Origin of the sequence: Rhodanobacter sp. C05 (assembly GCF_002001165.1) — a bacterium.
Taxonomy (GTDB): Bacteria; Pseudomonadota; Gammaproteobacteria; order Xanthomonadales; family Rhodanobacteraceae; genus Rhodanobacter.
The window spans coordinates 277739-289996 of sequence record NZ_MUNQ01000007.1; the positions used below are offsets into that span (position 1 = coordinate 277739).

Genomic DNA, 12258 nt, shown 5'->3' on the forward strand with positions numbered 1-12258 from the left:
GCACCACCCGCAGGTGGCACGCCTTCTCAATGCGCATCGAGCGCAGTGCGGATCGGCGCGAGAAACTCGCAAACCCGCACGGTTATCTCTTCGGCATCCTTCGCCTCGGCCAGCCGCTCGACCAGCGCACTGCCGATCACCACGGCATCGGCAAAACCGGCAATCGCCACCGCACTCGCCGCATCGCGGATGCCAAAGCCTACCGCTACCGGTGCCTTCGCGTGGGCGCGGATATCCGCCACGCGCGCGGCGATATCGCCGGTACTCAAGTGTGCCGCACCAGTGATGCCGGCAAACGAGACATAGTACAGGAAACCCTCGGCCAACTCGCACAGCTGCAACATACGCGCGGGTGCGGTAGTCGGTGCAGCAAGCAATATCTGCTGCAGGCCGGCGTCGCGCAGCGGCTGCAACACGGCCGATTCTTCCAGCGGGCAATCCACCAGCAGCACGCCATCGACACCTGCCTGTACGGCTTCCTGTGCGAAGCGCGCATAGCCGTGGATCTCGACCGGATTCAGGTAGCCCATCAGCACGATCGGTGTGTCCGTATCACGCTGGCGGAACGCGGTGACCCAGCCCAGCACTTCGTTGAGGCCAACACCCTTTGCGATCGCCCGTTCGCTGGCGTGCTGGATCACCGGGCCATCCGCCATCGGGTCGGAAAACGGCACACCCAACTCGATCAGGTCGGCACCGGCATCGACCAGAGCATGCATCAACGCCACCATGTGCTCGGGTGACGGATCGCCCGCGGTGACGAACGGAATCAGGCCGGTGCGATGGGCGGCTTTCAAGGCGGCGAAACGACGGTCGATGCGGCTCATACCTCGACTCCTTCGCGCGCGGCGATCGTATGCACGTCCTTGTCGCCACGGCCGGAGAGATTGCACAACACGATGCCGTCCTTCGGATACTCGCGCGCCAGCTTGATCGCCTGCGCCACCGCGTGGCTGGATTCCAGCGCAGCCAGAATGCCTTCGGTACGCGCCAGCAAGTGGAACGCTTCCATCGCCTCGTCGTCGGTCACTCCGACGTAGTCGGCGCGACCGGCATCCTTGAGGAAAGCATGCTCGGGACCGACGCCGGGATAATCGAGTCCGGCCGAGATCGAATGCGTTTCGGTGATCTGGCCGTTGTCGTCGCACAGCACATAGGTGCGGTTGCCGTGTAGTACACCGGGCCTGCCAGCAGCCAGCGACGCGGCGTGATGTCCCGTCGCGATGCCCTCGCCGGCCGCCTCGGCGCCAACCATGCGCACATCCGCGTCGTTGAGGAACGCGTGGAACAGGCCGATCGCATTGGAGCCGCCGCCGACGCAGGCGGTCAGCACGTCCGGCAAGCGGCCGTACTGCTCCAGCATCTGCGCACGTGCCTCGCGGCCGACGATCGCGTTGAAGTCGCGTACCATCAGCGGATACGGATGCGGGCCGGCTACGGTGCCGATGATGTAGAAGGTGTCGGCGACGTTGGTGACCCAGTCGCGCATCGCCTCGTTCAGCGCATCCTTCAGCGTCTTCGAGCCAGACGTCACCGGCACGACTTCCGCGCCGAGCAGCTTCATGCGGTAGACGTTGATCTTCTGCCGCTCGATATCGACCGCGCCCATGTAGACCACGCACTTCAGGCCGAGTCGCGCGGCCACCGTGGCGCTGGCCACGCCGTGCTGGCCGGCACCGGTCTCGGCGATGATGCGCGGCTTCCCCATGCGCTTGGCAACCAGTGCCTGGCCCACGGTGTTGTTGATCTTGTGCGCACCGGTGTGGTTCAGATCCTCGCGCTTGAACAGGATGCGCGCACCGCCGACGTGCTGCGACAGCCGCTCGGCGTGATAGATCGGGCTGGGCCGGCCGACGTAATGCTTCAAGTCACGATCGAGCTCGGCGATGAATTCCGGATCATCGCGCAGGCGCAGATACGCTTCGGTCAGTTCGGCCAGCGGCGCCATCAGCGTCTCGGCCACATACATGCCGCCGTAGTTGCCGAAGCGTCCGTGCGCATCGGGCCAGGCGTGGAAATCGTCGATCGTGGGCATTACCGTCACTCGTCTCGGGGAAACCGCCGCCGCGCCCGCGCGCTGCGGCAAGGCGCCCACCGTAGCGCAGTGGGGTGCCTGGCAAAAGCGATAAGATCACCGCGACCTGTCAGAAAAACTCACAGATACCATGTCCCGCGAACTGCCTTCGCTGAATGCCATGCGTGCCTTCGAGGCCACAGCCCGTCTGGAAAGCGTGAGCCATGCCGCTGCCGAACTGCATGTAACCCACGGCGCGGTCAGCCGGCAAATCCGTGCGCTGGAAACCGAGCTGGGCGTACCACTGTTCGGCCGCGAAGGACGTGGGCTGACGCTGACTCCTGCGGGCCGCCAGTTGCGCGATGGCGCCGCCAGTGCCTTCGCGCAACTGCGCCAGACCTGCGACAAGCTGCGCCGCGAGACGAGCCAGGCACCGCTCGTGCTCGGCTGTTCCGGCAGTGTGCTGGCACGCTGGGTGATTCCACGGCTGGAACGGCTGGGCCGCGACCTGCCCGACCTGAAACTGCATCTGTCTGCCGTCGAGGATCTACCCACGCCTGCCCTGCCCGGCCTGGACGCCGCCCTGCTGCTGGCCGAACCGCCGTGGCCGGCGACATGGCAGGCACATGTGCTGTCACCGGAGCGGATCGGCCCCGTGCTCAGCCCGCGCCATCCACGCTATGCCAGCCTGCGCAAGGCCAGTGCGAGCACGCTGTGCAAGGAAGCACTGCTGCATACGGCCTCGCGCCCACAAGCATGGCCGGCGTGGGCGCGTGCGCAGCGGATCGCCGCACGTCGGCTGCATTACGGGCAATCGTTCGAGCATCTCTACTATCTGCTGGAAGCGGCTGTGGCCGGCCTCGGCGTGGCGATCGCACCGCAGCCGCTGGTAGCCGACGACCTCGCCGCCGGCCGGCTGGTCGCGCCGTGGGGCTTCCGCACCACGCGGGCCAGCTGGGTGCTATGCGCACCAAGGCGTGCCAGCGATGTGCGTCTGGCCGCGCTGACGAACTGGCTGCAACGAGAACTGGCAGAGGCTTGAAGCCGCGCCGCGTCAGAGGTTCAGGCGCGCGCCCTGCTTCAACTGTTCCACCGTTTCAGGTGTCAACGGACCGAGCACGCCGCGGCGATGCTCGGGAATGTGCGCAATGGCCTCTTCGTCGCCAAACACATAGTGGTCCAGCAAATTCTTCCAGCCGGCCCGCTCAGCAGGCGGCAGCGTGCGGAAGGCGAGCAGGCAGTGGTACAGCGCAGCCCGTGCATGACCCGTGGTGAAACCCTCAACCTGCACAGGACTCCACCAGTAGTTCACCAGCGCGTTGAGCTGTCCGAGCGACTCGACGTTGTGCCACCACAGGGGCGGCATGTAGATCGCATCGCCCGGATGCAGCTCGGCCACCTGCGCGGTAGCCAGCGCCAGTCTCAGGCGCGGGTAACGCGGGTCGTCCGGCCGGTCCAGCCGGGCCATGCTGATCGCCGCGCCGGTGGGTGCGAAATCCAGCGGGCCAATGTAGAGATTGGGCAACTGTTCCGGCGGGAACAGTGTGAAGCGGCGCGAGCCGCATACCACGCAGGCGATGTTGTGCTGCGAGTCGAAATGCGTGGGCGTGGTGACTTGGTTGCCCATCCACAGCCGCGGTTCCACCTTCGGATCGAGAAAGGGCAACGCATGCTCCGCGAGGAATCCGGGCAGGCAATCGCGGATCGGCGCGCTCTGGATCACCATCCCCGGCGCGTTGTCGCGCCGGCTGTAACTGGCCAGCCGCTGCAGGCCGAGGGTCACCGGCACCTTGAAGTGCTGGTAGCTGAGGTCGCTCATGTCCGGCGCGTAGCCGATGATGCCATCGGCATCCGGCGCGATCATCAGCGTGCTCACGTCGGCACCGTTGTCCAGCTCAGCCAGTCGCTGCGCGAAGGCGGTATCCGACTGCCGCGCCAGCTTCACGATAGGCCAGTCGTTCACCAAACCGCGAATCACCAGCGGGCGGTCGCGGCCCAGCACGTCGTCGAGGCCAAACGGGCGATCGCCGCTGGCGTGGCATTCCTCGATGGCGGCGGGTGCGGGGATCGCATCGGAAAGTTCACTCATGATTGTTCTTCCGTCCTGTCCGCGGCACGCACGGCAGCCATAAAGCCCATCAGCCTGCTCGCATCCTTGATGCCTGGTGCCGATTCCACACCGCTGGCCACATCGACCGCCCACGGCCGCGCCATGCGGATCGCCGCGCCCACGTTGCCCGCATGCAGGCCGCCAGCAAGAATCAGCGGCTGCGCGAGGTCATGCGGCAGCAGAGACCAGTCGAACGCCTTGCCGCTGCCACCGGCCTCGCCTAGGCCGTGACCATCCAGCAGCAGCCCCACCGCGCCGGGGTGGGCGCGCAGCTGCGGCAAAGCCGCCGTGCCCTCGCCCATGGCGATGGCCTTGAGCCAAGGGCGGCGGAACTGCGCGCACCAGTCGTCGCGCTCGTCGCCGTGGAACTGCAGCAGGTCCGGCTGCACCGCCGCAATCACCTCCTCGACGAAGGCCGCCTCGTCGTCCATGAACAGTGCCACGCAGGCGACGAATGGCGGCAGTGTGCGACGGATCGTCTGCGCCTGCGTAATCGTCACCCGCCGTTTGCTGTTCCCGGTGAACACCACGCCGATAGCATCGGCGCCAAGCCTGGCCGCCAGCAGGGCGTCCTCGACGCGGGTCATGCCGCAGCACTTGATGCGTGTTCGTGTCATTCGCCGGCACCTGCGAGGCAGACTTCCATTGGCAAGCCCCAGTAAGTCTCATAGCGCGGACCGACAAAGGTCAGCCCGGTGGCCGGCGCGGTCGGCCCGGCCAGCTGGCGGTCGCAGCCCGCGAGCAATTCGGCCACCCATTCAACCGGCTGTTCACCGCGACCGATCGGCAGCAGCGAACCCACGATATTGCGCACCATGTGATGCAGGAAGGCATTCGCCTCGATCTCGACGAAGACCTGCTCGCCTTCGCGTCGCACGCTCACCGCCAGCACCGTGCGACGCGGATGCGTTGCCTGGCACGAAAGTGCGCGAAACGCGCTGAAGTCGTGCTCACCCAACAAAACCTGTGCCGCCTGATGCATGCGTTCGGCGTCCAGTGGCAGACGCTCCCAGGTGACGTAGCGCGCATCCAGCGCCGCGCGTACCGGTCGATTGAGTATCTGATAGCGATAGCGACGGCTGCGCGCGGCGTAGCGCGCATGGAAGCTTTCCAGCACCGGCTGCGCCCACAACACGGCCACGCTGGCGGGCAGATTGGAACACGTACCCAGAACCCAGCCGCGCATGTCACGCCCGGCTTCGCTGTCGAAATGCACTACCTGGCAACGGCCATGCACACCGGCATCGGTGCGCCCGGCGCAGCTGATTTCAACCGAGTGCGCAGCAACCTTCGACAGCGCCTGCTCCACCGCTCCCTGCACGCTGGCGTCGACTTTCAGGCGCTGCCAGCCGGAAAAGTCGGTGCCGTCGTATTCGATGCCGAGAGCAATACGCATGAGGTTGTGCAAGGGCCTGCTGAAGGCATTCAAGATTAGCAGCCCATCAACGAAATCGGGCCGGCAAAGCCGACCCGATTTCGTCATGTCAAGGCGCTTGCCGCAGTTCAGTGCAGACTATCGAGCAGACGCTTGGCGGTATCCCGCTGCATCTGGCTACCTTCCTTCATCACCTCGCTAAGCATCGCGCGGGCGCCATCGGCATCACCCATGTCCACATAGGCTCGCGCCAGATCGAGCTTGGTGTCGATCGGGTCATCGTTGAATTCACCCGGATCATTGCCGTGGTCGTCGGCATGATGCTGATGTGCGCTGTCCGATTCATCGAAGTGCCAGCTCGAAGTCGGTTCGGCATCGTGATGAGCTTCTGCTGCATGCGCATCCGACACCAGCGGTGCTATCACGGTGGCGTCATCCGGAGCAGCAGGCTTGTGTGCCGCAGCATCCGTGGCATTGGCCGGATGGGTCAGATCGAAATTGAAGCTGTATTCGCTGACCTTCTTCGGAGCCTGCGGGGGCAGCGGTGGCATCGACGACACCACCGTGGCTGCATCGTCATCGGCATGGTAATCGTCGATGTTGAAGGGACGATGTGCCTCGGTTTCCTCATGCATCGGCGGTTCGACGTGGTGGTCGAACAACGGATGGCCCGGTACCAGGTCTTCACCCATGTGCACCACGTCCTGCCACTCGTCCTGCTGCGGGTCGGTGATGTGTGCATGCATCGCCTCGGCCGCTGCCTCGAAATGCTCGACGTCGCGCCGCGAGTAGTACAGGGTGACCAGCTCCAGATGCAGGCCGATGTCGTCCGGATGCTCGGCCAGTTGGTCGAGCAGTTCTTCCTGATCGATATCGTCGCCACCGACCAGATCCTGACCCGCGGCCGGAGCCGTGCCGAAGCGGTCGGCCAGCGACGAGGCAGATTTCCCCGCCACTCCCGCCGTCGACTTGCGTTTGCGACCGAGCAGGGCCAGCAGGAGCAGCACCAGGATCGCGCCAGCACCAGCCGCCCAGGCCCAGGTCTGCATGTACCAAGGCTCCTCGACCGGCACAGGGCTCAGTGGAGCTACAGGCTTGATTGCCGGCTTGCTCGGGGCTGCTGTGGCAGCAACCGCTGTGGACGCCGTGGCTGGCGCACTGGAAGTGACAACCGCCGGAGCTGTCGTCGTCGCGGTCGATGCAGCGACAGGCGCTGCGTTCGCATTGCTTGCAGTGCTGGCCGATGCAACTTCAGGTTTGGCCTGTGAGGCAGCCGGCGCCACCGAGGCTGAAGCGACACTGGAGGTCACTGCAGGCTTGGCCACCGTCGCGGCATTCGCCAGCGCCGCAACAGGCTGGCCTGCCGCCTTGCGTGCAGCTGCCAGCTTGTTCTGCAATTCCGCGATCTCGGTGTCCTTGAGCGAAAGCAGGTGTTCGTTCTTGCCATTGATGTCCGTCAGATCCTTCAGACGGGTCTTCAGGTCGGCGCTCTGCTGCTGCAGGCTGGCCAGGCTCTCCTGGGTACGCAGCAGGTCCTGACGCAGGCCGGCGGCGGACTTGTCGCCCTTGCCCTCGGCACTGCCACCTTCGGCACCGGATCCGTTGATGTCCTTCGCCGGCACCAGTGCAAGATGGTCACCCGTGCCACTGGAAGCGTTGCTGGATGCACCGGAAGCCGACGCACGGGTCGCCGCATCGGCCACCACGCTGGGCTTGCCCGGTGTGCCGGCACGCCAGTCGCTGTTCTGGCGGCGCACCTCGGCAACTGCCGCGGCAATCGTCATGGCCTGCGCTTCCGCGGAAGTGGGCACGCGCAGAACCGCACCGGTTTTCAGCGCATTGATGTTGTCACGATAAAACGCATCCGGGTTGGCCTGTTTCAACGCCAGCATCATCTGCTGCACGTCGATACCGGACGGTGCCGTACTGCGGGCAATCGACGACAGCGTCTGGCCGCGCTCGACCGGGCCGTACTGACCGTTGCCTGCAGCAGCTGGTGTCTTGGCTGTCGCCACATGTGCCGGTTTCGAGGCCGCCGCTGCCGTGGTGGTGCTGGCGCGATTGTTGTGGGTTGGTGTTGTCTGCACTGGAGCGGCAGCTGGGGCAGCGGCCTGCGCACCCGGCGGGTCCAGCAGGATGGCGAACTCACGCACGCTCTTGCCGGCATGACCGTTCACCTCGATCAACAGGTCGAGATAGGGATCGTCCACGGCCACGCTGCTGGTGATGCGGATGACCGGATGGCCTGTACCGGCATCGGCAACACTGAAATGCAGCGGGACCGCAGTACGTCCGCCGGTAATACCGGCGCGGACGAAATCCTCGCTGGACGCGAGCTGGACGGTGAGGTTCTTCAGTTCACCCGGATTGGCCGGATGCAGGGGGATTTCAGCCAGCAGCGGCTGTCCCAGCGCCGATTTGACCTGGATCTGGCCGAAATCGACTGCCATCACCTGGCTGCTGCCCAGTGCCAATGCCATCAACATCGACAACTTCAACGAACGATTCATCGCGTGCTCCCCCGAACGATCCCTGGCACCATTTTTGGTATTACCGCGGTAACGGCTGCGGTCCAAACGAGTTGCCACTTTAGTTACATGCAGGCCAATCAACAATAGGTGGGGCGAATACTTGCGATGCATTGCTGCAGTGCGTTCTCACTGCCGCGACATCCTCAGTGCTGCGTGGCCGACGATTGGTCATGCAGCGCAGTCAGCTGTTTCCGGAGTTCGGCGAGTGTCTGATCCTGCTGTTTCAGGCGCTCACTGGCCTGTTTGCTGTCCGATTCCTGCCGGTCGACATCCTGCTCAAGACGCCTTACTTCAGCCTCATGCCGCTCCAGGCGTTGCCTTGCCTGCTGCAGCGACGCCGACGACGCCGGCACCGGCTTACTGCCATCAGCGGCCCAAACGGTCGCCGACAGCATAAAAACCATCACACCAAGGATTTTCAGGTAACGCATCGTCAGAGATAGTCCTCGATCAGCAGTTCGGCGATCTGCACGGCGTTCAGCGCCGCGCCCTTGCGGATATTGTCCGAGACGACCCACAGATCCAGCCCGCGTTCGTGCGAGATATCCTCGCGAATGCGCCCGACATACACCGCATCGTTGCCGGCCGCCTCGCCCACCGGAGTCGGATAACCGCCCGGCTTGCGCTCGTCCACCAGCACCACGCCCGGCGCCTGCCGCAGCAGTTCGCGGGCCTGTTCGGCGGTGATCTTGTCGCTGGTCTCGATATGCACTGCCTCGGAATGGCCATAGAACACCGGCACGCGCACCGCGGTCGGGTTCACCTGGATCGACTCGTCCTCCAGGATCTTGCGGGTTTCCCACACCAGCTTCATTTCTTCCTTGGTGTAGCCGTTCGGCTGGAAGTCGTCGATCTGCGGAATCACATTGAACGCGATCTGGGCGGGGAATTTCTTGCCCGGCTCCACGCTTTGGAAGTTCAGCAGCGCAGCGGTCTGCTTGCCGAGCTCCTCCATGCCGGTGCGACCGGCACCGGATACCGACTGGTAGGTGGCCACGTTGATCCGCTCGATCTGCACCGCGCGATGGATCGGCGCCAGCGCCACCAGCATCTGCATGGTCGAGCAGTTCGGGTTGGCGATGATGCCGCGGCGCGTGTAGTCGGCGATCGCGTGCGGGTTGACCTCGCTGATCACCAGCGGGATGTCGTCCTGGTAGCGAAACTCCGAGGTGTTGTCGATCACCACCGCGCCGGCCGCCGCCGCGCGCGGCGCATGCTCGCGGCTGACCGAACCGCCGGCCGAGAAGAAGGCGATGTCGATGCCGGCGAAATCGTAGGTGTCCAGCAATTGCACGGTGATTTCCTTGCCGCCGAACGTGACCTTGCTGCCGGCCGAACGCTCGCTGGCCAAGGGCACCAGTTCGCTGACCGGAAAATCGCGCTCGGCAAGGATTGCCAGCAGGGTCTCGCCGACCGCACCGGTGGCGCCGACCATGGCGACCTTGTAACTGCTCTTCTGACTCATGGGTGGGGTTCTTTGCTCAGGGGAATGGTCGGGCTGGCTCAAGCCAGCACGTTGGGATTGAGGATGGTGGGTGGTCGCCCGGCATGCGGGCCATGACCGAACAGCGCCAGGACATTGTCGACGGCGAGTGCGGTCATTGCGCGGCGCGTTTCCTGACTGGCGCTGGCGATATGCGGGCTGAGCACGACATTGTCCAGCTCGAGCAGACCCGGATGCACGGCCGGTTCGCGCTCGAACACGTCCAGCGCGGCTCCGGCGAGCCGCTTCTCGCGCAAGGCCGTCGCCAATGCCGCGTCATCCACGATGCCGCCACGCGCCACATTCACCAGCATCGCGGTCGGCTTCATCTGCGCCAGTTCGGGCGCACCGATCGCGTGCCGGGTCTGTGGCGTCAGCGGCAGTACCAGGATCAGGAAATCGGATTCACGCAGCAATTGCGACTTGTCCACATAGCGTGCGTTGCAGGCGCGCTCGTCCGCCTCCGACAGCGGCGAGCGGTTGTGATAGATCACCGGCATCCCGAAACCGACCGCACGCCGCGCAATCGCCTGGCCGATGCGTCCCATGCCGAGAATGCCCAGCGTGTGGCCACGGACGTCCGTGCCAAGCCATTGCCTGAACTCGGTGGCATGCCAGTGTCCGGCACGCAGCCAGCGCTCGGCGGCATTCATCCGGCGTGCCGCACCGAGCATCAACGCCCAGGCGTAGTCGGCCACACTCTCGTTGAGCACGTCGGCCGTGTTCGAAGCGGCAATGCCCGCCGCGCTGAGCGCGTCCAGATCGAGGTTGTCGTAACCGACGCCGAGGTTGGCAACGATGCGCAGCCTTGTCGCCTGGCCAATTTCTGCCGGACCGATGCGATCCTTCAGGCCGACAATCGCAGCATCCTGACCAGCCAGTCTTGCCGCCAGCTCCGAGGCACTGAACTTCCTTTCCTCCGCCTCGGCCGTCACCTCGAAATGCGGCTCAAGCCGGGCAATGATGCCGGGAAAGGTAGGACGCGAAATCCAGACGCGTGGCTTGTCGGTCATGAACGTGACTCCGGATACGGCATGTGTCGCGTCACGGGATGCGCGGCCCCACCACGCCCACGTCTGCGCACTGGGCACGATGACGCAGCGCGTGATCCATCAGCACCATGGCCATCATCGCCTCGGCGATGGGTGTGGCGCGGATGCCGACGCAGGGATCGTGGCGCCCCTTGGTCACCACCTCCACCGGCTCGCCGGCCAGGTTCACGCTGTGGCCGGGAATCAGGATGCTGGAAGTGGGCTTGAGCACGATCGAGGCAGTGACGGCCTGTCCCGTGCTGATGCCACCAAGGATGCCACCAGCATGATTGGACGTAAAGCCGTCCAAATACATCTCGTCCCGATGCTGGCTTCCACGCTGGCTGACCGCGGCGAAACCGTCACCGATCTCCACGCCCTTCACTGCGTTGATCGACATCAGCGCGCTGGCCAGGTCGCCGTCCAGCTTGCCGTAGATCGGCTCGCCCCAGCCCGGCGGCACGCCATCGGCGACCACGTTGACGCGCGCACCGACCGAATCACCGGATTTGCGCAGCGCATTGACATAGGCTTCAAGCGCCGGCACCTGCTCCGCGTCGGGCCAGAAGAACGGATTCTGCTCCACCGCATTCCAGTCGAATGCATCGGGCGTGACCTCGCCCATCTGCGCCAGATAGCCGCGCACATGCACGCCATGGCGTTCGGCCAGCCATTTCTTGGCGATCACCGCAGCAGCCACCCGCATGGTGGTTTCGCGTGCCGAGGAACGTCCGCCACCACGCGGGTCGCGGATACCGTATTTCTGCCAGTAGGTGTAATCGGCGTGCCCGGGACGGAAGGTCGACACGATGCCGCCGTAATCCTTGCTGCGCTGATCGGTATTGCGGATCAGCAACGCGATCGGCGTGCCGGTGGTCTGGCCTTCATAGACTCCCGAAAGGATTTCCACCTCGTCGGCCTCATGCCGCTGCGAGGTATAGCGGCTTCGACCCGTGGCTCGACGATCCAGATCCTGGCGAAATTCTTCGGTGCCGATCGGAAGCCCCGGTGGGCAACCGTCGATAACGCAGCCGATAGCCGGGCCGTGGCTTTCGCCAAAGGTGGTGACAGTGAAGAGCTTGCCGAAGGAGTTGCTGGACACGAGGATGGGACGCCCGAGGGAAACCCTCACAGCTTAACGCGATGGCGCCCCGATCGGGTCAGTCAGCCAACCGCGAAGCGCGCCATTCGCTGGACAGCAGCGCAAACACCACATCATCGACCCACTCGCCGTGCAGCCACAGGCTTTCACGGTGATGTGCCTCCTGCCGCATGCCCAGCCGGCGCAACATCGCCATGCTGGCGAGGTTGCGCGGATCGACCGAGGCGTGAATGCGATGCAGGCCGAGCTGACCGAATACCAGCTCGAACAAGGCACGCACGGCCTCGCTGGCATACCCGGACCCCTGATGATACGGCGCGATGCTGACCCCGAACTCAACCGAAGCCTCGGTCTGCTCCGGCAGATGCACACCCAAGTCGCCGATCAGCGTCCCGTCATCACAAAGACGGATGGCGCGCTGGAACCAGCCGCCCGCCCGATCCGGTGTCGCTGCCGTCTGGGCGTCGATGAACTCGCGCGCGGCAGCCAGATCGACTGGGCACCAGCCCTGGAAACGGGCAACCACAGGATTGGCACGATAGGCAAACAGCGCCTCGGCGTCATCCGGGCGCAGTGCATCGAGCCGCAGTCGCGCCGTGCTGAGCTTCATCC

Annotated in this window: 12 protein-coding genes; 1 reads left to right on the forward strand and 11 read right to left on the reverse strand. The window is 64.9% G+C overall.

Going from position 1 to position 12258, the window contains the following annotated elements; translation table 11 throughout:
• Window positions 1–26: 26 nt before the first annotated feature.
• Entirely contained in the window at window positions 27–827 is an 801-nt protein-coding gene (trpA, locus tag B0E51_RS05850) for a tryptophan synthase subunit alpha (protein WP_077443900.1), read from the reverse strand.
• On the reverse strand, window positions 824–2035 hold the full coding sequence (gene trpB / locus B0E51_RS05855; RefSeq protein ID WP_077443901.1) for a tryptophan synthase subunit beta: 1212 nt from the start codon (window positions 2033–2035) through the stop codon (window positions 824–826). The genes trpA and trpB overlap by 4 nt, the downstream gene beginning before the upstream one ends.
• Before the next feature lie 130 nt (window positions 2036–2165).
• Between trpB and B0E51_RS05860 the strand changes: the two genes are divergently transcribed.
• Complete coding sequence (locus B0E51_RS05860; RefSeq protein ID WP_077443902.1) at window positions 2166–3056, forward strand: LysR family transcriptional regulator; 891 nt, start codon at window positions 2166–2168, stop codon at window positions 3054–3056.
• Between the two features lie 12 nt (window positions 3057–3068).
• Here the strand turns inward: B0E51_RS05860 and B0E51_RS05865 are convergent, their stop codons facing one another.
• The 9 genes from B0E51_RS05865 to B0E51_RS05905 form a co-directional block, all read right to left on the reverse strand.
• The gene (locus B0E51_RS05865; RefSeq protein WP_077443903.1) at window positions 3069–4103 is read right to left on the reverse strand and encodes a cupin-like domain-containing protein; all 1035 of its coding nucleotides are present in this window, start codon (window positions 4101–4103) and stop codon (window positions 3069–3071) included.
• A complete protein-coding gene (locus B0E51_RS05870) occupies window positions 4100–4741 on the reverse strand; it encodes a phosphoribosylanthranilate isomerase (protein WP_077443904.1) in 642 nt (213 codons plus the stop codon). Before B0E51_RS05870 ends, B0E51_RS05865 begins: the two co-directional genes overlap by 4 nt.
• Window positions 4738–5520, reverse strand: a complete 783-nt coding sequence (gene truA, locus B0E51_RS05875; RefSeq protein ID WP_077443905.1) for a tRNA pseudouridine(38-40) synthase TruA — start codon at window positions 5518–5520, stop codon at window positions 4738–4740. The genes B0E51_RS05870 and truA overlap by 4 nt, the downstream gene beginning before the upstream one ends.
• Before the next feature lie 107 nt (window positions 5521–5627).
• On the reverse strand, window positions 5628–8009 hold the full coding sequence (locus B0E51_RS05880) for a FimV/HubP family polar landmark protein (RefSeq protein ID WP_077443906.1): 2382 nt from the start codon (window positions 8007–8009) through the stop codon (window positions 5628–5630).
• A 164-nt stretch (window positions 8010–8173) separates the two neighbouring features.
• A complete protein-coding gene (locus B0E51_RS05885; protein WP_254424421.1) occupies window positions 8174–8461 on the reverse strand; it encodes a hypothetical protein in 288 nt (95 codons plus the stop codon).
• Window positions 8462–8463: 2 nt separating this feature from the next.
• Complete coding sequence (locus B0E51_RS05890) at window positions 8464–9495, reverse strand: aspartate-semialdehyde dehydrogenase (protein WP_077443907.1); 1032 nt, start codon at window positions 9493–9495, stop codon at window positions 8464–8466.
• Between the two features lie 38 nt (window positions 9496–9533).
• The gene (locus tag B0E51_RS05895; RefSeq protein WP_077443908.1) at window positions 9534–10526 is read right to left on the reverse strand and encodes a D-glycerate dehydrogenase; all 993 of its coding nucleotides are present in this window, start codon (window positions 10524–10526) and stop codon (window positions 9534–9536) included.
• 31 nt (window positions 10527–10557) lie between these two features.
• Window positions 10558–11646, reverse strand: coding sequence for a chorismate synthase (gene aroC / locus B0E51_RS05900; protein WP_077443909.1), 1089 nt, complete (start codon window positions 11644–11646; stop codon window positions 10558–10560).
• Between the two features lie 58 nt (window positions 11647–11704).
• Window positions 11705–12256, reverse strand: coding sequence for a GNAT family protein (locus tag B0E51_RS05905; protein ID WP_077443910.1), 552 nt, complete (start codon window positions 12254–12256; stop codon window positions 11705–11707).
• Between the last annotated feature and the right edge of the window lie 2 nt (window positions 12257–12258).